The following is a 24,835-nucleotide window of genomic DNA, read 5'->3' on the forward strand; positions in this document are numbered from 1 at the left end:
AGGGCAGGTTGCCCACGTGTTACTCACCCGTCCGCCGCTAACTGAAGGAAGCAAGCTTCCAACAGTTCGCTCGACTTGCATGTATTAGGCATGCCGCCAGCGTTCGTCCTGAGCCAGGATCAAACTCTCCATAATACTGGCCACCGATTCACAGCGAATTGCGTCGTCAGTTTCATTTACTCAGTCGGTCACGTACCTAAGTACGCTCCCTTCATCGCTCGATCACTTCCTAGCACTTCACTGCAACTCGACGCCCAGTAGATGAAAAATCGATTAGCTCGAGTTTCATTTGCTGGCATCAATTAAGATACTCATTTTGTTTGTGTCACCGTTAGGTGCACAAACTGTATTTCGTTAACGTTTTGCTGTTCAGTTTTCAAGGTTCATGTCACAGCCGCTTTCTTGACTGTTCTATTACTATATCAGACGTATTTTAAACTGTCAACAACTTTAAACAACCTTTTTTAATTTCTTTTACTTTCTTTTAGATTTGATACCATTAACACTTTCAAAACGAAGCTTAAGGAATAGTGAAAACCGCTCCCCTATTGAATCGGGAAGCGGTTCGTTGTTATTTAATATAGATGAAATACAATATGAAGATTACAAATAACCCGTACATAATCGGATGAATTTCTTTTCTTCTACCGCTAACTAACATCGTAATAGGATAGAAAACGAAACCGATTGCGATACCTGTCGCTATACTGTACGTCAATGGCATAGCGATAATCGTAAAGAATGCTGGAACAGCGATTTCGAAACGTGTCCATTGTATGTTTCCTAAGGTCGACACCATCAATACCCCAACGATAATTAATGCCGGCGCTGTAACTGCCGGTGTGATGACTAATAGTAAAGGGGAGAAGAACAATGCCAGTAAGAACAACAAGGCGGTTACAATAGAAGCAAAGCCTGTTTTGGCACCCGCCGCAACACCTGCAGTAGATTCAATATAAGATGTGGTAGTGGATGTACCCATTACTGCTCCTGTTACTGTCGCCAAGGAATCCGCAAGCAACGCTTTACCTGCACGTGGAAGACGATCTTCCTTCATTAAACCCGCTTGAGTAGCAACTGCAACTAGTGTTCCGGCTGTATCGAAGAAATCTACAAATAGAAATGTGATAACGATAACGAGAAATTGTGTTGTCATCAATGAACCTGGATCGTGAATAATCGCATCAAATGCTGCACCAAACGTAGGAGCAACTGACGGAATTTTATCTACTACCTTATGTGGTATGTCTATTAGACTGACTGCCATACCTAAAACTGTGGTCATGATCATCCCATAGAAAATAGCACCTTTGATTTTCCTAACCATCATAATAATAGTGACAACTAATCCAAAGATCGTTAGTAATGTAGGACCCGCTGTTAAATCACCTAAGCCTACTAACGTATTTGCATCTGCTACAATAATCTTGGCATTTTGCAGTCCTAGGAATGTAATGAACAAACCAATCCCTGCACCTACAGCAAATTTCAGCTGGGCTGGTATTGCATTGATGATGATTTCTCGTAATCCTGTCAATGAAAGAACTATAAAGATTAATCCAGAGAATAATACCCCAGTTAATCCTGTTTGCCATGGTATACCGTAGGTTAGCACTACTGTGAAAGCGAAAAATGCATTTAATCCCATACCTGGCGCTAGACCAATCGGATATCTAGCTATCAGACCCATAAATAATGTTCCAACAGCCGCCGCGAGCGCAGTAGCAACAAATACAGCGCCTTTATCCATACGCATAGAATCAGGCAAATCAGGTACAACGTCCAAAGATAACATAATGGGATTTACCGCTAAAATATATGCCATGGCTAAAAAAGTAGTTATTCCACCGATGATTTCGCGACGATAATTGGTTCCAAGCTTGTCGAACTCAAAGTATTTTTTCATTGTGACCTTCCTTACTCTCATTATGTAAAAAGAGGCACGCGAAAAAAATCGCATGCCTCTCTTCTAATTCAATAGAAAAAACATTTCTATTTTGAATCGTAGTCGAAACATTTACGGTGTTTCGGTAGAGACTTCTAGGCCTTATTCCCAGCGTTATACGATCATATTCTGTTGTTTATCTTATTCCCACTCAATTGTGCCAGGTGGTTTAGCTGTAATATCATATACAACACGATTGACCTGATCCACTTCAGTTGTAATTCGCGTACTGATTTTTTCTAGTACATCGAAAGGTATACGAGCCCAGTCTGCTGTCATGCCATCTACTGAATGAACCGCTCTGATACCGATCGCATAGTCGTAAGACCGTTGTTCATTACGCACACCTACACTGCGGATATTCGGTAATACTGCGAAATATTGCCAGATGGAACGATCGAGTCCAGCTTTTGCAATTTCATCACGTAAAATAAAGTCAGCATCGCGAACGATTTCAAGCTTATCTTCTGTAATTTCACCAAGCACACGAACTCCAAGTCCTGGACCTGGGAATGGTTGACGGTTAACAATTTCTTCAGGCAATCCGAGTTCCGCCCCAACCGCACGTACTTCATCTTTAAATAATGCGCGTAATGGCTCGATTAACTCAAATTCCATATCTTCAGGCAAACCGCCCACATTGTGGTGAGATTTAATAGTTGCAGAAGTCGCAGTTCCACTTTCGATAATATCTGCATAAATCGTACCTTGTGCTAAATATTTGATGCCATCTAGTTTAGCAGATTCCTCATCAAATACGTAAATAAATTCATTACCGATAATCTTACGTTTTTGCTCAGGGTCTGTAACGCCTTCGAGCTTGTTCAAAAAGCGTTCACGTGCATCTACTTTAATGAAGTGCATGCTGAACTGCTCGCTGAAAGTCTTAACTACACTTTCGACTTCACCTTTGCGAAGCAATCCGTGGTCAACAAAGATACATGTCAACTGGTCACCAATTGCACGGTCAATCAAAGCTGCCACTACTGAAGAGTCAACCCCACCACTTAGTGCGCAAAGTACTTTACGATCACCAACTGTTGAGCGGATCTTCTCAATTTCGATTTCGATGAAACGATCCATTGTCCAGTCGCCTGAAGCTTTACAAATTTCAAAAACAAAGTTACGCAAGAAGTCTTTCCCATTTTCCGAACGATAATCTTCCGGATGAAATTGAATCGCATAGATTTGTTCTTCATCGTTTGAAATCGCTGCAATATTACCACTAGAGTCTTTTGCAGATGCAGTAAACCCTTCAGGTAATTCTGCAATGTCAGCGCTGTGGCTTACCCAGACATTTTGTTTTTCAGTCTGACCAGCAAACAATGCAGACGCCGTATCCACGGTCAACGTTTCTTCTTTGCCTTCGTCACTTGTATTCTTTTCTACCTTACCGCCTAAATGATCGATAATTACTTGAGCTCCATAACTGATGCCCAATACAGGAATACCTAATTCGAATATTGACGGATCAATATCATACGCATTCTCGTCGCCAGCAGATGCTAGACCACCAGAAAGTACGATACCGACTGGATTCATTTTTTTGATTTCTTCAATTGTCGTTGTATGTGCGTGTAACTCACTATACACACCAAATTCGCGAATTGTACGCGTGAAGAGCTGATTATACTTACTGCCGTAATCGAGAACTACAATTTTTTCTTGTCCAGCTAACACAGGAGCATTTGACAACTAATCCACCTCTTCCAATTTTTTAATACCGTTTCATGCCTCAACTACAAAAGACGCGTTAGAAAGTCAACTTTCCACGCGTCTTTTCCATCAAAGAATCTAGGTACTGCTATTCAATGATAGCTGACGTTCGTTAGTGCAAGAAATGTCGAGGATATTCCAAGCATCATCCGATCTATATTTTACGCATATTTCGCTAAAAAATCAACAAATTGTGCTAATAATTAAATCTTCCCATACTTCATTCAACTTATCCCACTCTTGCGATTGCCAATCGTTACCGTATACCCCGATTTCATACGCGCGGGTCAATACGGCCATTCGATCGCCGCCGTACCGCTCATCCACAAGTATTGCATAGTTGGATAGTGTCATTGCGGTATCCTTTGGCAAACCGGTACGCGCTAGTTGTTGTAATAACTGTGTAAATTGCTGTTCGAATTTCACGCGACCGTTCGGCAGTTTCTTCAATTGTTTTATACGCCATTTCGGTAACCAATTACTTCTTTTACTATATATAACGACACTCGCTCCTATTATCAACACGAATAGCGCTACATAAATCCACCATTGACTAAACAACCATGCAAGCTTTTGTTTGAATACGTCAAACGCTGTCGAACCTTTTGTTTTCTTTGGAAGCTCTTTCTGTTGCTCCACTTCTGGTTTCACCGTTTTATTAATTTCCTCTTCTTCAGGACTTTCATTTGGAATATCAAATTCGATCTCTGTCGGCTGTGTAAAACCTAGCGTCGGCTCAAACGGCATCCATCCAATTCCAGGAATATACGCTTCCACCCATGAATGAGCTTCATCATTCGTCACGCGATAGATACTTTCGCCTGAGGCTTTAAACGCCATTTCCCCGGGCGCAAAACCTTTCACCCAGCGTGTTGGTATATCTACAGACCTGAGCATGACCGCCATAGAAGTGGAGAAATTATCACAGTAACCCCTTTTGGTGTCGAATAGAAACTGATCCACATAGTCCTGTTCCTCATCAGGTATCGGAACATTTTGTGTCTCGTAAACAAAACCGTTCTTTTTGAAGTATTGCTCTACCGCTTTCACTTTGTCATAGACGGCCGTTTCATTCTCTGTAATCGATAACGCTAGCTCCCTCACGCGTTCCGGTAATTCGTCCGGAAGTTGCACATAGCTATTTAAATCTTCCGGAACGGTCTCATAATTCACCATCTCTGCTTTCTGCAAATCTGACATGATGTATGTAGGTTCAACAAATTCTATTTCATACTGTTCAATCTTTTCCTGCAGACCCATTAGCAAGTATAGTCGGTTCGCTGCCACCTCATGCATAAGGTTCAAACCTTCAGGTGAGGAAATCTTCGTCGTGCCATAGGGAGTGGCAAGAAACGGCAATGGTTCAGCGAAATCCAATAAAGCACGCGACACTTCCCCACCTACAAGAGGTTCCCATAAATCTTCACCTGTATCCAGTAGCTCCTTCATTGATTCTTGATCCTGTATCCAGCCCTTCGAAGTGTAAGTGTCCTTCGTTTCGATTCGCCAATATTGACGTTGTTCCACGGAAGCTTCAAACACTAACTGATTGTCTTGGACGAAAGCTCCACCTAGTTGCGAATCATTAGGGTCATAACCCGCCCTGGCTTGTCTTTTATCAGACCCCTTGTCTTCCACTCCGCTCAAAGACAATAAGAACGGTACGGGATCAGGCCATGCTGGAGGATATACGGGTGCATTTCTGGAAAGCAATCCGACAGATATAACAATCAGTACCACCGGTAATGAAAGCAAAAGTAATCTTTTAGGACGAAGTGACAATCCCTTTTCACCGGATAGTTTAATTAATGTGAGAGTACCTACGATTACTAAACCCACCATCATAATTCTCACAATAGACGTAGTAGCATCATATGGAGTGAACGTATCCAACAGCGCAACAAATACTATGGTAAAACCAAAGAACATCATCATACTACTTCGCACTTCAATCCAGTGGCGAAGCAAATAGGCAATCATCCAAACTAATGTAAACAACAATACCGTACGAAATAAATTCGATAATTCACCCAGATCACCTTTGAATAGCAACAAGACATTCTGTTGGACATCTTGCCAAATGTAGCCTGTCGTTTCTATTGAAATCCATAGTTGGTCAAAATACATATAATGAATAGCCCATACTACATAAAGTATTTGAATCGCTCCACTGATCCACCAGGGTAATCGAAGTAAAGCCAATGCAAAGAAGAGCACCAGATAGATGATAAATAAAGAAGGATGGCCGAAATCTGTCAGCTCCATAATGGGGACAAACCACTCCCACAGTAAAACGACACTAAGTGCATATAAAAACACTAGCACTTTCCAATTCAATATCGGTTTCTTCATGAAGACACCGCCTTTTTCAACACCGATGAATAGTCAGATGGATACATCAGATTCACAGTAATACCGAGTAATTTCACTTGATCAATAATAGGCTCGAGGGATTTAACATGCGTATCGTCCGGCAACATTACAAAGCAAACTATTGTGGATGCATCACGAGTATACGTTAATACACGGTGGATGAAATCCATGCGAAGATTACCTGTAATAAGCAACAACGCATCCCGAGATGGCGCTTTCTCTATCGGTAACCTTACCTGTTGTAAATCTTTCGGCTGGATTTTAGCAAGGTGTACTAACGCTTGCCTAGTATGATCTGCGGAATGTATAGACGGAAATATTTTCGGTTGGTCACTTGCCGTGATCATGGTCAGCTTGGCATGATTCTGCCTAGCAGATACAATAATCGACGCAGCAAACTCCACTGCCTCTTCAAATGTTTCCGACATTCCACAATCCAGCAATACCGTATGTTGCTCCGATCGCTGTTCATCAAACTCCTTTGTCATAAGTTTCGAAGTGCGAGCAAATGACTTCCAATGAATCCAAGACATCCGGTCCCCCGGTGCATATTCCCTGATGCTAGATGGTGTGGTTGCATCTTTCGCCAGCATGTAAGCGGAACGTTGCTGTCCTTCGCTCGTTCCATTGGATGCCGATTCATACACCATAGCTGTGACGCGAGGATAGACCAAAAAATGGTCTTGAACAACAAATACTTTTCTTTTACGAATCCAATTAAAAAAGTCTACTACTTCTACTTCTACTGTCGGCAATGTGTATTCACCACGCTGAACATTCTGTAACAAATAGGTGTGCTCATATGTTCTTCGAAAACCTAGTAGTGTGATTTTCCGTTCAATCTTTTCGCGCTTGCCATGCACTCGTTTATCCATCAGAACTACGTACAACAAAGGGAAGGGAAGATTCCTTTTAATAACCACACGAATAGATACCCGTCCATTTCTTGTTACATGTCGGTCTTCGATATATCGTTCCACGGTTAGATCTCGTAACGGATATAAGTAGAGTAGCACGGAATATATCACAAACGGAATCAATGTATAGAAGATGAACCAGCTAACGAAGCCCCCTTGAAATTTTGCAAAGACGTAGGCGGCGATACCAATAGATAAGACATTCACGAAACGTCCGAACGATCGCAATTCAATCATAAAGTAGCAGACCTGCGCATAACTGGAACCGGCAAATGTTTGAGGATATAGCTAACAATTTCCTCAGCATCAATTCCTTCGTATTTCGCTTCGGGATGTAGAATCATCCGATGTGGAAATGCAAACGACGCTAAGTATTGTACATCGTCAGGCAAAACAAACGTGCGCCCTTTTATGAATGCATATGCCTGACAAGCTTTCATTAATGCCATCGAACCGCGTGGACTTACGCCTAACGAAACGGATTCGTGCTGGCGAGTTGCATCTGCACAATCCACAATATACGAAACAATCGTATCGTCTACAGTCACCTCGCGTACATGCCACTGTAGCTCCAGTAATTCCTCCACTGTTAGAATGGCATCAATTTGCTCAATTGGCGTTTGCTGTTCCGCTCTTTTCAATAATTCTATCTCTTGCTGTTTTGTCGGATAACCCATTTTCAACTTAAAGATAAAACGATCAAGCTGTGCTTCCGGTAAAGGATATGTCCCTTCATATTCAATAGGATTTTGTGTCGCCATTACGAAAAACGGTTTCGGTAATTGTATAGTCGTTCCATCTACCGTAATCGACGCCTCCTCCATACCTTCCAATAAAGCAGCCTGTGTTTTGGGTGATGTTCGGTTGATTTCATCAGCCAATACGATATTCCCAATCAAAGGGCCCGGACGAAATTCGAATTGCATCGTCTGTGGATTATAGATAGATACGCCTGAAACATCAGAAGGTAATAAATCTGGCGTGAATTGGATCCGTTTAAACTTTGCGCCAATTGAAGTGGCTAGTGCTCTGACTAACATCGTCTTGCCAACGCCTGGTACATCTTCTAGTAACACATGACCGCCAGCTAATAACGCTGTCATACTTAACTCCGCTATATCACGTTTTCCCACAATAACTTTTTCGATATTGTGTAATACTCGTTCGATCCATTGTGAATGCATAGTTGTTCTCTCCCGTCACGAACTGAATCCGTCTTGTTGTATGAAACTATCATACCTGAAACGAATAATGCCGACAAACAGAAAAACTGCCGACCCTTTATCTTATAAGAGGTCGGCAGTTTTCATTTCCAAAATTCATCAAATACCGTGATAGGCAAATGCCGTTTATGGGCTGATTTCAAATAATGTCCTTCAATTTGCTTTCGTGCTTCATTCGACACTTCTTTTCCTTCAAGATAGTCATCGATTTCATCATACGTTACACCTAGCGCTACTTCATCTGGAATAGCGGGTTTATTACCTTCTAAATCAGCTGTAGGGATTTTATTGTATAAATGTGGCGGACAGTCTAATGCTTCTAATAATTGTCTTCCTTGACGTTTATTCAGACGGTAAATCGGCATAAGATCCGCTGCACCATCACCAAACTTTGTGTAGAAGCCAGTGATTGCTTCAGCTGCGTGATCTGAACCTAGAACGACCGCCTGATGGACGGCCGCTACAGAATATTGCACTTTCATACGTTCGCGCGCCTTTTCATTTCCTTTATCAAAATCAGAGATATAAAGACCCGCCTTGATCATAGCCCGTTCACTGGCATCGACCGCTTCTTTAATATCCACTGAATAGACGACCGATGGACTAATAAAACGCAATGCATCCTGACAATCGTCTTCGTCAAACTGCACGCCATACGGTAAACGGAGTGCATAAAAGCGGTATTTTTCTTCCGCTACTTCTTCGTTAAGTTCATCAATCGCCATTTGCGCTAGTTTGCCAACTAATGTAGAGTCTTGACCACCAGAAATACCTAATGTGAATCCTTGTAAAAATGTATTCTTTTTCAAATATGCTTTCATAAAGTCAATGGAAGTCCGGATCTCTTGCTGCGGGTCGATTTCCGGCTTCGCACGTAATGCTTGGATAATTTCTTGCTGCAATGTCAACGCTCCCACTTCCTTTTCATCGTTTTGTATAGTTCTCGACCATTTCATGTACTTCTTCAATATTACGTCGCTTATTATCCCAACACTTTTGACTAAGGTCCACAGGATACTCTTCTGGATTCAAAGAACGTTTATATTCTTCCCATAGTAAGGAAAGATTTTGTTGTGCAAATTCACGAATTTCATAAACTGGTGGATTTTTATAAATGGTTACCCCATCGCGAATAACTTGCTCGTGTAAGTTTACCGCTTCAAAATTCGTCACAAACTTCGAAATAAATGTATGCACGGGATGGAACATTTTGATACGTTCTTCCGTTGTCGGATCTTCGTCATGCATCGTAATGTAGTCACCTTCTGCTTTTCCATTTTCAAGGTCAATGATTCGATAGAGTTTTTTGCGGCCAGGTGTTGTCACTTTTTCTATGTTTGCCGAGATTTTAATCGTATCTTGCATTTCCCCGTCATCGCTTTCTATGGAGACAATTTTATAGACTGCCCCAAGCGCCGGTTGATCATATGCCGTAATCAGTTTGGTCCCAATGCCCCAAATATCGACTTGGGCTCCTTGGGCTTTCAAGTTTAAAATCGTATACTCATCCAAATCATTGGATACTACGATTTTCGCCTCTGTGAAACCGGCTTCATCTAACATGCGGCGAGTTTCTTTTGACAAGAATGCAATATCTCCGCTGTCCAGTCGTACGCCGATGAAATTAATGCTGTCTCCAAGTTCTTTTGCCACTTTAATAGCTGTCGGAACACCAATCTTTAAAGTATTATACGTATCCACTAAGAACACGCAATCGCGATGACGTTGTGCGTACACTTTGAATGCCGTGTACTCATCTTTATAAGCTTGGACAAATGAATGTGCATGCGTTCCAGAAACAGCTAGTCCGAAACGTTTTCCTGCGCGTACGTTGCTCGTAGATTCCACGCCACCAATGACCGCTGCACGCGCGCCCCAAACTGCGGCATCCATTTCATGCGCACGTCGGCTCCCGAACTCCATCACCACATCATCTTTCACTACTTGCTTGATCCGGCTAGCTTTTGTGCAGATCAACGTTTGATAGTTAATAATATTTAGCAATGCTGTTTCGATCAATTGCGCTTCAATCAAGTTCGCCTCAATCCGTATGATGGGTTCATTCGCAAAAACGAGTTCTCCTTCTTTCATGGAGTACACGTCCCCGGTAAAACGGACGCCTTTCAAATAATTGAGGAAGTCATCAGCAAAACCAAGCTCTTCTCGTAAATAAGCTAAATCGCTTTCAGTGAATGAAAACTCTTCAAGATACTTCAGTACATGTTCAAGACCTGCAAATATCGCATAACCGTTACCGAATGGAATTTTTCTGAAATACACTTCGAATACTGCTTTCCGTTCATGAATGCCGTCCGCCCAATACGATTCGGCCATATTGATCTGATATAGGTCTGTGTGTAACGCTAAACTGTCGTCTTTATATGATGAAGTCATAGTCGTCTCCTTCTTCTGCTGCAATAATACTGTCATTATACACTATTTCCCCTGTTTCTCAGCAAAGTAATCATCAAGTCGTAAATTGAATTCTGAAAACTTTTTTTACGTATAGGGTATAGAAAGGTTAAATGAGGAAATGTGAACACGAAAGCAACGTTAATCGACAATCCAGACGGACGCTTCCCACTTACGATCAACTGGTTTTGTTTTCTTATATGGAACGCTAATGTAGAAAAGACAGAAGGCAAGTTCCGATTATTTTCGGAATTCAGCTTCTGTCTCACGTAATGATTTGCAGTGAAATGTAGTCTAGCTTCCCACTCTCTACACGAAGGGAGACATCACTTTTTCTAGCAATCCTCTATAACAATATATGTTGCTTTGACAGGACCATGTACACCGATGACGAGATTCATTTCAATGTCCGCGGAGTTGCTTGGACCTGTGATGAAGTTAATACAGGATGGGACTTGCTCGCCATTGTTTATTTTTTCTCGAATCATATCTGATGCCTGGGTAATTCTTGGGACTAGCGTGCTTTTAGGGATTAAGGCAATATAATGCGTTGGAAGCAAGCTGACTGAACGACCTTTGTCCGCACTACTGAATAGTACAACGGTGCCGGATTCTGCAAGGGTCATGTCGCTGAATGTGATGCCGATATTTGCTTGTTCAGCCAATTCGATGTTCTTTTCTCCAAGTGAAGGATCCCAGCTATTGACTTCAATCTGTTCTGAAGGCCACTTTGTCTCTAACAGGTCTGATAATCCATAATCCCCAAAACGTCCGTCTCTCCATAGAGATAGTGGTCCGCCACCATAAGCTTTTACCACTTCATCTAGCGCAACTGGCAATGATTCTTTAGTCGTTTCGACTATATCTGTATGAATTTGCTCACATTGCACACGTAATACTCCGAGCAATTCATCTAGTGAAGCGTCTGCTAACACTGTACGCTGTGGCTGATGTTTCCAGATCGGTTTTTCTACTTTCATTTTGGGTTTGCGCCCTAATTGTGTCGCAATGGTACCTAGAAAAGCATCACGGTTTTGAATTGTTCCTCCCATGCTTATTTGCCCCCTTTCTGATCATAGAACCAGTCACGGAAACGCGTATTTCCGACAGCTGGGAACTCCCGTAAATCGGTCCAGTCCTTCAGCGGACCCGGACCTTTTGATATCCGGTCATTTTTCGTCAAAGGTTTCATCGCGGTAGATGCTACCTTTGAGCCCATAGAATACAACGGATTCGATGCAGCACCAATCCCGAATGCTTTCATTGCCAGTCTTTCGGAAATAGGTGATCGACCTTCTTCTTCCACAATGATGCGTCGATGTGTGTGAAGTAGTTCGTGAAGAGGGATTTTCACCGGACAAGCATCCGTGCACGCTCCGCATAGTGTGGAAGCAAAAGGCAGCTCTTTAAAATCGTCGTAACCGCCAAGCAATGGCGATAGCACAGCACCTATTGGACCCGAATAGATTGAGCCGTAGGAGTGCCCACCGATATGACGATAAACAGGACATACGTTGACGCAAGCAGCACATCGGATACATTGCAACACGGATTGAAATTCTGTCCCTAAAATTTCGGATCGTCCATTATCGACGATAACTAAATGGAATTCTTCTGGGCCATCCACACCCCCTTCATCTCTAGGGCCAGTTAACGCTGTGACATAACTCGTCAACTTTTGCCCCACTGCACTTCGTGTCAATAAGCTGACCAATACTTCGAATTCTTCAAAAGAAGGTACTACCCGCTCCATGCCCATTACCGTAATTTGAGTTTTCGGCAATGCAGAGACAAGTCGTGCATTCCCTTCATTCGTCACAAGACTAATGGAGCCGGTTTCAGCAATCGCAAAGTTGCAGCCTGTAATACCTATGTCTGCATCCAAGAATTCCTGGCGTAGCTTTTCACGTGCATGCAAAGCCAGTTCTTCCGGTTTAGAAGTCTTATGATAATCCAACTTTTTCTCAAAAACTTCGCGAATTTGTTCCCTATTTTTATGAAGGGCAGGTGCTACGATATGAGACGGCGGATCATGATCATCCACTTGAAGGATATACTCTCCTAGGTCTGTCTCTATGACTTCACATCCGGCTTCTTCCAGTACAGCATTCAGATTAATTTCTTCCGTTACCATCGATTTAGACTTCACAACTTTTTTACCATCTTTTTTCTTAATGACATCCCGGACATAATCACTCGCTTCTTCAGCAGTCTTCGCAAAAAATACGTGACCGCCACGTTCTGCTACATTTTCACTTAGCTGATGTAAATAGAAGTCCAGGTTTTCAAGGACATGCTGACGAATTTCTTCTCCATGTGAACGCCATTCTTCCCAACTACCCAGCTCCTCTGCAGCGTCTAGTCGTCTACCATGCAAACGCTCCTGAGCACTGGCCACTGCTTGTCTCATAAAATCGTCTGAAATATTTTCCTTTGTTCGATCGGTAAAGTTTTTCTTGCTGAATTTCATAGACATTACTATCACCTCACTTTTATTTACTCATTACTATTTAACACTTGCGCGATGTGCATGACACGGATTGGTTTACCCACTCGTTCTGCACGTCCTCCAATATTCATCAGACAACCACAGTCCGCCCCGATTAAATAATTTGCTTCAGTCACTATGGCACTATTGACCTTCTCATCTACCATCTGTTCAGAGATATCCCCCATCTTTACGGAGAATGTACCGCCAAAGCCGCAGCAATTATGAGCATTGGGTAAAGGGATCATTTCGAGTCCTTCCACTTGATTCAATAACTTTTTCGGTTCTTCGCTAGCGCCTAGTAATCTCGTCATATGGCAAGACGGATGATACGTCGCTTTTCCTGTCAATTTCGCTCCTACATTTTCTACTTGCAGCACATTCACGAGAAATTGTGTGAACTCATACGTTTTATCTGCCAACTCTTGAGCCCTCGGTAACCAATTCGGATCATCTTTGAATACGTCAGGATATAGTTTAAACATCGTGGCACAAGATCCGGATGGAGTAACTACATACTCTGCATTTTCAAATGTCTTGATCATATTTTTCATCGCTGATTTTGAATTTTCTACATAGCCACTGTTATAAGCAGGTTGTCCGCAACATACTTGTCCTTTTGGAAACGACAATTCACAGCCTTGTCTTTCGAGCACTTCTACCATATCTTTACCAGCGTCTGCATAGAACATGTCCACTAGGCATGTGATAAACAAGCTAACTTTCATAGTCATTCACCTCTTCAAGATAGATTTCATAAGGTCAACAGGTCATCAGATGACTTTAAGTTATTTCCTAGCATACTATAAAGCTTATTGATTTAACAGATATTTATGATAAATAACTTAAAAATCACCCGTAACAAGACGGGTGATTTCATATTTTGATTGACTTCAAATAATTAGACAATACATTTTCTACGTTGACCAAATGTCCTTGCATATGAATTGCTGCGAGATCCGGCTGCTGTTTTTTAATCGCTAGAAAAATCGCTTCATGCTCTTCATATAATCGATCAACAGTCGCTGTTTCCGTATACAAGCAGATTCTCCGAGTTTCCCTCATGGATTCTCCTATGAGGCTTGCCACGTGGTTCATTAGTGTAACGAGCAACGTGTTGCCCGTAGCTTCTGCAATCGCAAAGTGGAAGTCAAGATCCGCTTTTTCTCCAAGAAGAATATCACCTGCATGTTCCTTCATACTGCGCAAAGCCTTTTCCATTTTCGCCAAGTCTTCATCTGATCGATTTAGCGCCGCGTTGGTAACTGCTCCTACCTCTAGTATTTTCCGCACGCCTAGTAAATGATCGACGTCTTGCTGATTCATCAAAATAGCGCTTTGCAATGGAAATGCCAAGTCTTCAGATGAAAATTCATTGACGTACGTCCCTTCACCTTGCCGCATTTCAATGAGCCCCAATGCACGCAATGATGTCAATGCTTCCCGAATGGCTGATCTTCCGACACTGAAGCTTTCTGCCAATTGCTGGACGGAATCCAGTTTATCTCCCGGCTTAAGCTCGCCGCTTCGAATCATTTCCAGTAAAGTATCTGCTACTTCCTCATATATTTTCTTAGGCTTGATTTGCTTATACTTCATGATCTTTCACTCCTGTCTGCTGTATTCATTATAATCCAAAAATACACCCTGTGCTAAATTCGAATAAGTTATTCACTATCAGAAAACACAAAATTTTTCTTGTCTTTTAATTTGGCAGTCTATATAATCAGAAAAAGAAGTCATTAGGTCATCAGATGACCTAATGAGTAGTGGTTTAATGAAAACGTTTCCATAAAATGATACTGGAGGTTATTTATTTGAATTTACTTGTACTGTCTCTTATTGCTTTACTGCCCATTATTACTATTTTCGTATTTTTAGTCTTATTGAATTGGCCCGCAAGTAGGGCTATGCCTATTGCACTCGTCGTTACTGCTTTGATAGCTATATTCATTTGGGGAACGAAGACAAATATCGTGGCAGGTGCTGCGTTCAATGGATTAATTACCGCTTTAGAGGTTATATTCATTGTCTTTGGCGCCGTACTCTTGCTCAATACAATAAAAGAAAGCGGAGCAATCCACACAATTCGTAGCGGTTTCACTTCCATTTCACCAGACCGTCGTATCCAAGCGATTATTATCGCCTTTTTATTTGGTTCCTTCATCGAAGGTGCATCAGGATTTGGGACACCAGCTGCAGTTGCGGCACCCCTGTTAGTCGCAGTCGGTTTTCCTGCACTTGCTGCTGTTATGGTGTCATTAGTAATTCAAAGTACAGCCGTATCGTTTGGAGCGATCGGAACCCCTATTCAGATTGGTGTCAGTACAGGCCTTTCCGATCAGCCCGCTGTAATGGCAGCACTTGAAAAAGTAGGCATGAGTTTTCCCGAATTTCTACTGCAAATTACTACGAATACTGTACTAATTCACGGAGTAATTGGTTCTTTGATTCCGTTATTTCTGGCTGCCCTGCTGACACGCTTCTTCAGCCCTGCCAAGTCCTTCCGTGAAGGATTGAAAGTGTGGAAGTTTGCGTTGTTTGCAGGTCTAGCATTCACTATTCCCTACTTCATTATCGGAATTACATTAGGTCCAGAATTCCCTTCCTTGCTGGGTGCACTCATTTCATTAATCATTGTGATCCCCGCTGCTAGAAAAGGTTTATTCATGCCAAAAGTAGAAGATACTTTCGATTTCCCACCGCGCACACAGTGGGAGGAAGATTGGTTCGGCAAACTGAATCACGAAGCACCCAAACCGCTGGATGAAAGCCGTAGAATTTCGACTTTGAAGGCATGGATGCCATATTTAGTGCTAGCAGGTTTGCTTGTACTTTCAAGAACGCTTGAACCCTTCACTGCTTTACTTAAACATTCCGCTGTCACACTCAAATTTGAGAATATATTCGGTTCGGGTATCACAACGGCAACTACACCATTATTCCTGCCCGGTTTCTTCTTTATTGTTGCTTCATTGTTCGGTTATTTATTGTATCGTATGAAACCTTCTGAGTACGTACTTGCTTGGAAGAATTCATTCCACACAGCTGTTACTGCAGGAGTTGCATTAATATTTGCTGTACCAATGATTAAAATATTTTTGAATACTTCATTGGCAGCCGGAAAAGTGGCTGCAGATAGCGCATCTTTGGTCGGTGAAAACATGCCGCTAATTTTAGCTGAAAGCGTTTCCGTCGTAAGCGGAGAGTTTTGGCCGATTGTTGCACCAATTGTCGGTGCGCTCGGCGCATTCATTGCCGGCAGTAACACCTTTAGCAACATGATGTTTTCACTGTTCCAATTTGGCGCAGCAGGCAATATCGGTCTTGATACTGCTCAAGCAGGCATTGTTGTAGCGATGCAGGCAGTCGGCGGCGCTGCCGGAAACATGATTTGTGTGCATAACGTCGTGGCTGCTTCGGCTACAGTTGGTCTGATAGGCAAGGAAGGGCTACTCATACGACGCGTCCTCTTCCCTCTAAGTTATTATCTGCTGACTGCAGGTTTCTTGGGAATGGCAATTATTCATGGAATTTTCAATATCTGGCTACTCATTGCAATCATCATTGTTGTTGGTTTTATAATGAAGATGTCCACAGATAAACGTAAGTTGTCTGCAAATATCTTGCGACAGCCATCATAAATAGCAACAATAAAGGCTGGGACAAAACCTTAAAAGGTATGAAGGAGAAGACACCTTCATACCTTTTTTAATTCACTGAAACTTATTTATAAAGTTTAATTAGTTAGTAATCAAGAGTGTACCGAAGCGGAAAAAGGCCGACTCCTGCGGGATTCAGCGCGAATGTTGAGACCCCGCAGGAGCGCCAGCGACGAGGAGGCTCAAGCGCGCCCCGCGGAAAGCGTGCCTTTTGTAGCGTAGGGGAACGGACTGTTTTTTTAAGCTATGTCCCAGCCTCTTCATACTGTTATTCATTTTTCCTTGTGAGAGTACTTTCAAGCAAAATCAGCTTCGCTTTTTGGTTTATCCCGTCACGATAGCCTGACAAACTGCCATCTTTCGCAATAACACGGTGACAAGGCACCACAACCATCACAGGATTCTTACCTATTGCAGATGCTACAGCACGAACAGATGACACTTTCCCAATCTGTACCGCAACTTCTGAATATGTCATAGTTTCACCATACGGTATTCGTTGTAGTGCTTCCCATACTTGCAGTTGAAACGATGTTCCTTTTAAATCAAGTGGAATCGCTGAAAAATCTTTCGTTGTACCCGATAAGTACTCCTTCATCTTGCTTATATAGACTCCGAGCTTTGTTTCATCTTCTATTAAGTCAACTGTATCAAACCGGTACGACCAGTCCTTCATACGTTCTACACTATCTTCAGCTAGTCCGGCATAGCACAGTCCCTGTTTTGTAGCAGCTATTGTTACAATCCATTCATTAAAATCAAAATTTGTCCAATAAATCAGTTACGCCACTCCCCTTTCATCCGAACAACTTCAAGCCTACAGCACCGAAAATAATGAGCGATAAAAAGAAGAGACGTTTGATGCTAGCAGATTCTTTGAATATCAAAATCCCCATCAATACGGCTCCTGCCGCTCCTAACCCTGTCCATACCGCATACGCTGTACTCATCTGTATTTCGCGCATAGCAAGAGACAGGAAAACAAAACCAAAACCAAAAATCCCCACAATTAGTAACAGTCTTTTAATTGAACGCTTCTGTAAATAATAATTAATACTCACCACACCGAAAATCTCACCGAGACTGGCAATCACTAAGTATACCCACGCCACTGTCAGCCACCTCCTTCTGTATCGGCTTTTTCATCTGTTGTCAGCTTAATGCCGACTACCCCAATGACGATGAATCCGATGAAGGTCAGCGTAACCCACGTAAAACCTGCTTGAAAGAAGAATATATCCACTAAAAGGATTGCAGCGGCACCAGATCCGGTAAAAACAGCGTATACCGTGCCGGAAGGTAATCTTTCACATGCTTTTATAATGAAATAAAAACTCAATACAATCGCCATAACCGTTCCGGTCCATTGCATTACAGTTTCAGAATAACGAAGACCGACTACCCAGAAGATCTCTATAACAGCCGCCAATGCGACATAGCCCCAAGCCAAAATGAAAATCTCCTTTCCATTATGAATAGTATCTATCAGTATAACAAATCTTTTACTGAAACAAAAAATCAATAACTGATGTTAAAAGGAAACTTGCATCTAGTATATCTGCGTGATAGAATAAATTCGTCAACAGTTTTTCCTATATTATGAATATTCTTATCGAGAGAGACGGAGGGATAGGCCCAGCGATGTCTCAGCAACCAGCCACAGGCACGGTGCTAATTCCAAGGGTGACAACCACCTTGAAGATGAGAATACTGTATACACTTGTATGTTCGAGGGCCTATTCGAAAAGAAGAGGTTCTTTTTTATTTTGCCGGGGGGATGGATATTCATGACAAACAACGGATTAGAAACTAGATTAGTACAACTTGGAAACCACAGTGATGAGAAAACCGGAGCAGTCAATACACCGATATACTTGTCTACAGCGTACCACCATGAAGGTCTAGGCAAGTCCACGGGATATGATTACACACGAACAAAAAACCCTACGCGTTCTATCCTAGAGGATGGAATTGCAAACCTAGAATCAGGTGACCAAGGATTTGCATGCAGTTCTGGAATGGCAGCCATTCAACTTATTTTATCTTTATTTAAAACAGGTTCGGAACTATTGGCGCCTGAAGACTTATATGGCGGTACCTATCGCCTGTTTAATCAATATGAAGAGACGTATAATATTAAGACGCGTTACTTATCGTTCGATGATGTTTCAGAAGTCGAGCAAGCGATTACTGATCGTACAAAAGCGATCTTCTTGGAAACGCCTACAAATCCATTAATGCAAAACATAGCCATTAGTACGTATGCGGAATTGGCTAAAAAACATGATTTATTGCTAATTGTCGACAATACGTTTTTAACACCTTATTTCCAGCGGCCAATTGAGGAAGGCGCAGATATTGTCATTCATAGCGCAACGAAATATATCGGTGGACATAATGATGTGCTTGCAGGTCTAGTCGTGGCAAAAGGTGAGGATTTATGCGAACGTCTATTTACCAATCATAATGCGATTGGAGCTACATTGTCTCCTCTTGATTCATGGCTTGTCGTACGCGGTCTAAAAACATTGCATTTACGCATGAAACAGCATGATGCAAATGCGAAAATGATGGTCTCTTATTTAGAACAAGAACCTCTTATTGCCGACGTGCTCTACGCTGGAATCGGTGGTATGTTATCATTCCGAGTACAAAATAGTGAGTGGGTCGGGCCATTCCTTGAAAATATGAACTTAATTTCATTCGCCGAGAGTTTGGGCGGTGTGGAAAGCTTCATTACGTATCCGACTACACAGACGCATATGGATATCCCATTAGAAGAACGTAATCGTCGTGGAGTAGACGACCGTTTGCTCCGTTTCTCAGTGGGAGTAGAAGATGTAGAAGATTTGATTGCGGATGTAAAACAAGCCCTTTATGCTGCAAAAGAAGTAGTAGAAGGCGTAAAAGTTCAATAATAGTAAACAATACAACTCGAACAGTCAATTTAACTATGACAGTTCGAGTTATTTTAATTCATTCATAGCAAGACACGACCGATTGAATCTATACAAAAAAGCATCCAATTATATTGGATGCTTTTCTTTATTAATGAGCTTGATGCCATTTTTTCTTTTCACTCGCATAGACGACCGCTGCCGGTGCTGCGATAAACGTAAGCGCCGCCATTCCGGCGAACATACCCGCCAGTTCTTTACTTCCAAAGGAAAATCCAGTTGCTGCACCTAATACAATTCCTGCTAATACCGCCAACGCAACAATCTTATACATGTTAGACCCCCGACCTTTCATTTGCAAGACGCGATCGTCTCTCTGATTTATTCGTTGCTTTTATCATACTCTCATTGAGAACCTTTTTCAAGTACAATTGAGAATCTTTTTCAATGTTTGTTAACATGTACTATTATCGTATGTTGTAGGCAGTAGTTTAATGTGCAAGAAACAAAAAAACGTCAAGGCTTTTACACCCTGACGTTCAATTTTTTTATTCTTCTAGTAGTTTTAATGATTCACGATTAAAGGCTGGAATATCATCAGGTGTACGGCTTGTTACAAGTTGATTCTGACAGACTACGACTTCTTTGTCAGCGTATTTTGCACCCGCATACTCCATGTCTACGCGAATGGACGTATATCCCGTTGCATCGCGTCCTTCAAGTGATTTTGCTGTTATGAGCAATTGTGGACCATGACAAATTGCAAATACAGGTTTTTTTGCATCCATAAATTCTTTGACAAACTTTACGAAACGATCATCTGCACGTAAAATATCCGGTGAAAATCCACCTGGAATAAACAATGCGTCATAATCTGACGATTTGACGTCAGCAATTGCTCTATCAATTTTCACTTTAGTATTTTCTTTCATACCCGTTACTTCTGATCCTGCTTCCGCACCGATCACTTCTACTTCATGTCCAGCTTCTTTATAAGCAGCAGCTGGTTTCAAGTATTCCGAGTCCTCGAACATATCTCCAAGTACTGTTGCAATTTTAGCCATAATGCTTACCACTCCTTATATGATGTTCTATAAATACTATTCCACATTATAAAGAGACTAAACATTATCACCCGAGATCTAGTTCCCCTTCAGCATCCAATTGCGCGGTAATGTTCGTTGCGTATTTAGAGAAAATGTATTTGCGGGTACCGACATAAATCTCCGTGCCTGCATACACTGCTCCTATTTTGATACGCCCCTCTGCACTTGTGCGAACAACGGTTTTGACAGGGTTTTCGGAGCCAGCTTCCTGCATCGCGACTTCTCGACGCGCGTAAATCTCTCCTCCCCTGCACACACCTTTTATTCTAATCGTTTCATCCGCAGTTAAATCGCTATGATAGATACCTTTCGAAATCACTTCAATATGTCCGCTACTGTAAAGTTTACTATTAACCGCATATGGAATGATCAACTTAGTCTGCGGTGAATTTTCTTTAGCATACAACTGAGTAAGAATATATGCATCTTCAATTAACCGCTCAAACTCCTTCATACTCTGGAGATGTTCATTGAGCGGATTAATAAAGATAGCATATAGACGGTTTGCTACGCTCAACCACTCTTCGTCTATTTTATCATTTTGTTCACGAACTTTTACTATGAATGTTTTATTAAGGTCTTCGAACTGAGCATAACGCTTCTCCATTAATAAATAAATTAAGCGTTTCAACTCTGATGGACTAAGCTCCAATTCCTCCCTACCACGAATAATGAATATCTGGTTCACAGCCTCTTTAATCTGAATAAGTATTTCCGTCACGCTTTTAATCAAAACTACTAATTCATTGACCGCGGCTTCCTGCTTACCAACGTTTATTGTGGAGGACAACACATTACCTTTTACTATCACCTGCTTCGTCGCATGAATTTCTGCTTTCGTCATGGATCCAATGACAAATACGCCTCCCGTCGCACCTACAAACATGGACGGTAAAATATTTCCACCGATACGAACATCACCTTCAAAGCGTATGTTGCCACTTTCGAGATTTACTTCTCCAGGATGAATGAATTCATTATTTACATCAATTTTCACAAATTGACCTCTTCTATCTAATACAGGTTTTCCTGAAATTAACGTCACAAGATCTTCTTGCACTTTCTTAATGTTTTTCCCAGGACGTAGCACAATATCACGAACAGGCTTCACAGGAATCGTACGTCCTAATAAATTCTTTCCTGGCGTGCCCGGAACAGGCACAATATGTGTCGCAATCACTTGACCTTCTTGCACATTTGTGATCGCATTCATTTCCCGGAAATCCACTTTTCCTTCGCTATTCGGGTCAAATTCTTCATAATGAATATGCACTTCCAAATCACCATCTGTTCCCATAACTGGGAGTATACCTTTTGCGACGATTAGCTCATATGGCTTATCTACTTCTGTTACTTTTTTGATTGCCGGGAATAAAATCCCGTGTTGAACTCCCATTGCTTGTAATTCATTCACAATCGTCTGTGGCTGCAGATCATTGGTATATTCGATTGTTTCTTCCACGCGAATCGCCAATCTGGAAGACCAAATGGTATCTACCAATGAACGCTTAATTTGTTTACCTGGCGTGAAGGAGAGTAACGCAATCATATCGTCCTCCATCAATTGAATCGTGAACTTCGAGGCAACGATTACATCTTGAATTGTAACCTCTACTTTATCTTCCGGCTGAATCAATACAGGTTCTGTTAGTACTTCCCCATTACGCGTTATGATTGCTCGATCATTCGGTATAATTGACGGCAGGCTGTCTCCAACAAATTGAAACTGTATGTCGCCGTTGTGAATTCTAGCACTGCTTAACTGCCGATTCGATTCTGTAGTTGATGGTTCTTGCGTCACTTTATGCTCTGGTTGGAATGAAGAGGTGATAATGGCTTTCATATCTATTTCATCTAGCAATCCAGCAAGTTCCTCAATTTTAGAAAGTGGACGTGCAACGGACTGTTTGTCTTCACTATATTCTGCCTTTGCAACTTTTACTTCGGCCATAACTTTTCGTAGGCCCATTAAACGGCGTGCCGGATTGGTAAGAATCTCTACATTTACCTGTTCACGTCGCAATTCTAAAATTTCCAAGGCTTGCTGAATCGCATCTTCCACTGTATTTGCTTCTACTGTTACTACCTTTTTCAACGCAATCATCTCCGCCTTTCATACTATTACTTTTATAGTATCACAACGGAGTCTTTCCGCTAAAAGAATATTCCGATAATAACTAGTATCGCAATTATAAACGATCCGATTTGCCCGATTACTGCAGATGAAACGACTGGTTTCTTTTGAAATATATCGATTAATTCAATATCCTCCCGAAGTTGTTTTATCTCTTGACGGAGTTCATCCATTTCTTGATTTAACTTACTAATTTCTTGCGTCTGCCTTACGACCAGCTCTTGTTTTTCTGAGTTTTTTTCATGTTGTTCCATACATAACCGCCCCTTTTCTTTTTACTTCAATACGTTCTATCTTACGTTTTGGTTTCAACGTACAGGAGAACTTTCCATTTGCATTTCATCTATCCCGGGTGTAAGATATATCTACAAGCTGTATTGTTCGTACAACATTAAGTTTTAACCTTTAAGCTGTAAAAGGGAGTTTATTACGAAACGCAAATGGCATACTGGGTTCCTTTTAGCAATCCAGACATACAGGAACGTTTTCCACAAACACCCACTTTGAGGAGTGGTGGTTTAAAACTTTCTATGACTAAGTACGGCAAACACGGCTTACATAAACAAATGCAAACTCTTCTATCTTGGATGGAAGGGTTTTTTGTATGCAAAATGACTTGAAAAGCAAAGGCCAACTTTTTTCAACTACTATTTTCTTAAGAAAGTATTTCGCTATCAGACGACAATTTTCTTTTACATATGCGTTAAAAAAATGATCACATGCCTTTACACATTTCTTTACTACATCTAGTGCATTGGCGTATTTTTAATATCAAGCTACTAGCACTGTTTCCTTATTCATTGAAAGCATTTTCCTTTCTACGTTATACTATATACTAATTATAAAAAGAAAAAGATGAGGTGTTTAAATTGAAATTATTTAAATGGACAGGGCCACTGGAGGAATCAGGTAACTTACCAGAAGAAGCACGTGCTTCACTAATGAATAATGATGAAGAAGTGCTTGTACTGCAAGAACAGGAAACAACTCTAGACAATGCAATCGAATACGATGTTTTGGATCAAAGCGGAGATCTTCCATCTGGGCGTTTCGCTGTATTAAACAATATTCCAGTAACTGAAGAAGGAAGAGAGATTTTTGAACAACGCTTTAATAATCGCGCACGTCTAATAGAGGCAGAACCAGGATTCGTAGCGATCCGCGTATTGCGCCCCGTACACTCTGGCACATATGTGATTTTGACTATGTGGGAAGACGAAGAATCCTTCAAAAACTGGCAAGAATCACAAGCTTACGGAAAAGCGCATGCGAAACGCGGCACAGAAGATGGTGTCGATCAACGTCCTAATATCTTCTCGGGACCTTCTTTTGTTACGACTTATAAAAAATAAGTATAAATAAGCGATATTTGCAAAGACTACTCTTGAAGTGAAAATAATGATGAGGAGAGTGTTTTTGTGGGTATTTTAGATGGTAATCCAAAAGATCAACCTATGCATTACGGTGAAATCACTGCTATCTGGGCGTTTATGGGTGCAAATAACGGTCTGATCAGTGGCTATGAGGCTTTCGTCAATCACGCAGAAGATGAGGATCTTATTCGTCTACTTGAAGAAGCAATTAAGATGATGAAGGCTGAAAATAAAGAGTTCGGTAAAGTACTGAAAGCAAATGGCATCACACCGCCACCTGCACTTCCGGAAAGACCGAAAGCAAATGCTGAAGATATTCCTGCAGGCGCACGCTTTATGGACCCTGAAATCAGCGGCGCTATTTCTATTAATGTTGGACAAGGACTCGTTTCTTGTAGTATGGCTATGGGTCAATGTCTACGTGAAGACGTTGCAGCCATGTTTGCAAAGTGTCACATGGAGAAAGTTGCATTTGGTGCCAAGTTGCTGAGCTTGAATAAATCAAAAGGTTGGATTATCCCTCCGCCATTGCATTTAAACTGATTATCACATAACTTCACCGAGCGTGTATATGCTCGATGAAGTTTTT

The 24,835-nt window shown here is 41.6% G+C and carries 22 protein-coding genes, 1 rRNA gene and 2 riboswitches; of the genes, 4 read left to right on the forward strand and 19 right to left on the reverse strand.

Features of this window, described 5'->3' with window-relative positions; all coding sequences use genetic code 11:
• The 12 genes from CSV75_RS13405 to CSV75_RS13460 form a co-directional block, all read right to left on the reverse strand.
• A 16S ribosomal RNA gene (locus tag CSV75_RS13405) occupies positions 1–135 on the reverse strand; the annotation flags it as partial.
• Positions 136–571: 436 nt separating this feature from the next.
• The gene (locus CSV75_RS13410) at positions 572–1,906 is read right to left on the reverse strand and encodes an NCS2 family permease (RefSeq protein ID WP_099676233.1); all 1,335 of its coding nucleotides are present in this window, start codon (positions 1,904–1,906) and stop codon (positions 572–574) included.
• 79 nt (positions 1,907–1,985) lie between these two features.
• Positions 1,986–2,087, reverse strand: a riboswitch (purine riboswitch).
• Complete coding sequence (gene guaA, locus CSV75_RS13415) at positions 2,087–3,640, reverse strand: glutamine-hydrolyzing GMP synthase (protein ID WP_369825386.1); 1,554 nt, start codon at positions 3,638–3,640, stop codon at positions 2,087–2,089. (Overlaps the previous riboswitch by 1 nt.)
• A gap of 204 nt (positions 3,641–3,844) precedes the next feature.
• The gene (locus CSV75_RS13420) at positions 3,845–6,013 is read right to left on the reverse strand and encodes a transglutaminase-like domain-containing protein (RefSeq protein ID WP_099676234.1); all 2,169 of its coding nucleotides are present in this window, start codon (positions 6,011–6,013) and stop codon (positions 3,845–3,847) included.
• The gene (locus CSV75_RS13425; protein ID WP_099676235.1) at positions 6,010–7,188 is read right to left on the reverse strand and encodes a DUF58 domain-containing protein; all 1,179 of its coding nucleotides are present in this window, start codon (positions 7,186–7,188) and stop codon (positions 6,010–6,012) included. Before CSV75_RS13425 ends, CSV75_RS13420 begins: the two co-directional genes overlap by 4 nt.
• Positions 7,185–8,135, reverse strand: a complete 951-nt coding sequence (locus tag CSV75_RS13430; protein ID WP_099676236.1) for an AAA family ATPase — start codon at positions 8,133–8,135, stop codon at positions 7,185–7,187. The genes CSV75_RS13425 and CSV75_RS13430 overlap by 4 nt, the downstream gene beginning before the upstream one ends.
• 122 nt (positions 8,136–8,257) lie before the next feature.
• Positions 8,258–9,082 carry an ammonia-dependent NAD(+) synthetase gene (gene nadE / locus CSV75_RS13435; protein WP_099676237.1) on the reverse strand — a complete coding sequence of 275 codons (825 nt, stop codon included), beginning with the start codon at positions 9,080–9,082 and terminating at the stop codon, positions 8,258–8,260.
• A 16-nt stretch (positions 9,083–9,098) separates the two neighbouring features.
• On the reverse strand, positions 9,099–10,568 hold the full coding sequence (locus CSV75_RS13440) for a nicotinate phosphoribosyltransferase (protein WP_099676342.1): 1,470 nt from the start codon (positions 10,566–10,568) through the stop codon (positions 9,099–9,101).
• 353 nt (positions 10,569–10,921) lie between these two features.
• Positions 10,922–11,638 (reverse strand): LutC/YkgG family protein, encoded by a 717-nt coding sequence (locus tag CSV75_RS13445; protein ID WP_099676238.1) that lies wholly within the window; start codon positions 11,636–11,638, stop codon positions 10,922–10,924.
• A gap of 2 nt (positions 11,639–11,640) precedes the next feature.
• A complete protein-coding gene (locus CSV75_RS13450; protein WP_099676239.1) occupies positions 11,641–13,062 on the reverse strand; it encodes a LutB/LldF family L-lactate oxidation iron-sulfur protein in 1,422 nt (473 codons plus the stop codon).
• 20 nt (positions 13,063–13,082) lie between these two features.
• Complete coding sequence (locus CSV75_RS13455; RefSeq protein ID WP_099676240.1) at positions 13,083–13,802, reverse strand: (Fe-S)-binding protein; 720 nt, start codon at positions 13,800–13,802, stop codon at positions 13,083–13,085.
• A gap of 148 nt (positions 13,803–13,950) precedes the next feature.
• Positions 13,951–14,673 carry a FadR/GntR family transcriptional regulator gene (locus CSV75_RS13460; RefSeq protein ID WP_099676241.1) on the reverse strand — a complete coding sequence of 241 codons (723 nt, stop codon included), beginning with the start codon at positions 14,671–14,673 and terminating at the stop codon, positions 13,951–13,953.
• A 218-nt stretch (positions 14,674–14,891) separates the two neighbouring features.
• On the opposite strand from CSV75_RS13460, the gene CSV75_RS13465 reads away from it, so the two are divergent.
• A complete protein-coding gene (locus tag CSV75_RS13465; protein ID WP_099676242.1) occupies positions 14,892–16,718 on the forward strand; it encodes an L-lactate permease in 1,827 nt (608 codons plus the stop codon).
• A gap of 286 nt (positions 16,719–17,004) precedes the next feature.
• On the opposite strand, the gene CSV75_RS13475 is transcribed toward CSV75_RS13465, so the two are convergent.
• The 3 genes from CSV75_RS13475 to CSV75_RS13485 are packed head-to-tail and all read right to left on the reverse strand — an operon-like array spanning position 17,005 to position 18,186.
• Positions 17,005–17,517 carry a methylated-DNA--[protein]-cysteine S-methyltransferase gene (locus CSV75_RS13475; protein WP_099676244.1) on the reverse strand — a complete coding sequence of 171 codons (513 nt, stop codon included), beginning with the start codon at positions 17,515–17,517 and terminating at the stop codon, positions 17,005–17,007.
• 16 nt (positions 17,518–17,533) lie between these two features.
• Entirely contained in the window at positions 17,534–17,848 is a 315-nt protein-coding gene (locus CSV75_RS13480; RefSeq protein ID WP_144034671.1) for a DMT family transporter, read from the reverse strand.
• Positions 17,849–17,850: 2 nt separating this feature from the next.
• Positions 17,851–18,186 carry a DMT family transporter gene (locus CSV75_RS13485; protein WP_099676245.1) on the reverse strand — a complete coding sequence of 112 codons (336 nt, stop codon included), beginning with the start codon at positions 18,184–18,186 and terminating at the stop codon, positions 17,851–17,853.
• Positions 18,187–18,342: 156 nt separating this feature from the next.
• Positions 18,343–18,444, forward strand: a riboswitch (SAM riboswitch).
• Between the two features lie 79 nt (positions 18,445–18,523).
• Here CSV75_RS13485 and CSV75_RS13490 point away from each other — a divergent pair.
• Positions 18,524–19,654 (forward strand): methionine biosynthesis PLP-dependent protein, encoded by a 1,131-nt coding sequence (locus CSV75_RS13490; protein WP_099673263.1) that lies wholly within the window; start codon positions 18,524–18,526, stop codon positions 19,652–19,654.
• 130 nt (positions 19,655–19,784) lie between these two features.
• Here CSV75_RS13490 and CSV75_RS13495 read toward each other — a convergent pair whose 3' ends face one another.
• The 4 genes from CSV75_RS13495 to CSV75_RS13510 form a co-directional block, all read right to left on the reverse strand.
• Positions 19,785–19,967: a hypothetical protein gene (locus CSV75_RS13495; RefSeq protein WP_099631915.1), complete on the reverse strand. Its 183-nt coding sequence runs from the start codon at positions 19,965–19,967 to the stop codon at positions 19,785–19,787.
• 214 nt (positions 19,968–20,181) lie between these two features.
• Positions 20,182–20,697, reverse strand: a complete 516-nt coding sequence (locus tag CSV75_RS13500) for a type 1 glutamine amidotransferase domain-containing protein (protein ID WP_099631914.1) — start codon at positions 20,695–20,697, stop codon at positions 20,182–20,184.
• Between the two features lie 67 nt (positions 20,698–20,764).
• Positions 20,765–22,834 (reverse strand): flagellar assembly protein A, encoded by a 2,070-nt coding sequence (locus CSV75_RS13505; protein ID WP_158231668.1) that lies wholly within the window; start codon positions 22,832–22,834, stop codon positions 20,765–20,767.
• A 59-nt stretch (positions 22,835–22,893) separates the two neighbouring features.
• Positions 22,894–23,127 carry a hypothetical protein gene (locus CSV75_RS13510; protein ID WP_099676247.1) on the reverse strand — a complete coding sequence of 78 codons (234 nt, stop codon included), beginning with the start codon at positions 23,125–23,127 and terminating at the stop codon, positions 22,894–22,896.
• 615 nt (positions 23,128–23,742) lie between these two features.
• Here CSV75_RS13510 and CSV75_RS13520 point away from each other — a divergent pair.
• Both CSV75_RS13520 and CSV75_RS13525 read left to right on the forward strand, forming a co-directional pair.
• Positions 23,743–24,225, forward strand: coding sequence for an antibiotic biosynthesis monooxygenase family protein (locus tag CSV75_RS13520; RefSeq protein ID WP_304442418.1), 483 nt, complete (start codon positions 23,743–23,745; stop codon positions 24,223–24,225).
• 66 nt (positions 24,226–24,291) lie between these two features.
• Positions 24,292–24,789 (forward strand): DUF3231 family protein, encoded by a 498-nt coding sequence (locus CSV75_RS13525; protein ID WP_099631911.1) that lies wholly within the window; start codon positions 24,292–24,294, stop codon positions 24,787–24,789.
• Positions 24,790–24,835 lie beyond the last annotated feature (46 nt).

The sequence above is a fragment of the Sporosarcina sp. P18a genome, assembly GCF_002743135.1.
In the GTDB taxonomy this organism is placed as follows: domain Bacteria; phylum Bacillota; class Bacilli; order Bacillales_A; family Planococcaceae; genus Sporosarcina.

Bases quoted from the DNA above. Each gene is read 5' to 3' on its own strand.
- CSV75_RS13410 (WP_099676233.1), bottom strand. From the start codon at position 1,906: ATGAAAAAATACTTTGAGTTCGACAAGCTTGGAACCAATTATCGTCGC.
- CSV75_RS13420 (WP_099676234.1), bottom strand. From the start codon at position 6,013: ATGAAGAAACCGATATTGAATTGGAAAGTGCTAGTGTTTTTATATGCA.
- CSV75_RS13425 (WP_099676235.1), bottom strand. From the start codon at position 7,188: ATGATTGAATTGCGATCGTTCGGACGTTTCGTGAATGTCTTATCTATT.
- CSV75_RS13430 (WP_099676236.1), bottom strand. From the start codon at position 8,135: ATGCATTCACAATGGATCGAACGAGTATTACACAATATCGAAAAAGTT.
- CSV75_RS13440 (WP_099676342.1), bottom strand. From the start codon at position 10,568: ATGACTTCATCATATAAAGACGACAGTTTAGCGTTACACACAGACCTA.
- CSV75_RS13445 (WP_099676238.1), bottom strand. From the start codon at position 11,638: ATGGGAGGAACAATTCAAAACCGTGATGCTTTTCTAGGTACCATTGCG.
- CSV75_RS13450 (WP_099676239.1), bottom strand. From the start codon at position 13,062: ATGTCTATGAAATTCAGCAAGAAAAACTTTACCGATCGAACAAAGGAA.
- CSV75_RS13455 (WP_099676240.1), bottom strand. From the start codon at position 13,802: ATGAAAGTTAGCTTGTTTATCACATGCCTAGTGGACATGTTCTATGCA.
- CSV75_RS13460 (WP_099676241.1), bottom strand. From the start codon at position 14,673: ATGAAGTATAAGCAAATCAAGCCTAAGAAAATATATGAGGAAGTAGCA.
- CSV75_RS13490 (WP_099673263.1), top strand. From the start codon at position 18,524: ATGACAAACAACGGATTAGAAACTAGATTAGTACAACTTGGAAACCAC.
- CSV75_RS13495 (WP_099631915.1), bottom strand. From the start codon at position 19,967: ATGTATAAGATTGTTGCGTTGGCGGTATTAGCAGGAATTGTATTAGGT.
- CSV75_RS13500 (WP_099631914.1), bottom strand. From the start codon at position 20,697: ATGGCTAAAATTGCAACAGTACTTGGAGATATGTTCGAGGACTCGGAA.
- CSV75_RS13510 (WP_099676247.1), bottom strand. From the start codon at position 23,127: ATGGAACAACATGAAAAAAACTCAGAAAAACAAGAGCTGGTCGTAAGG.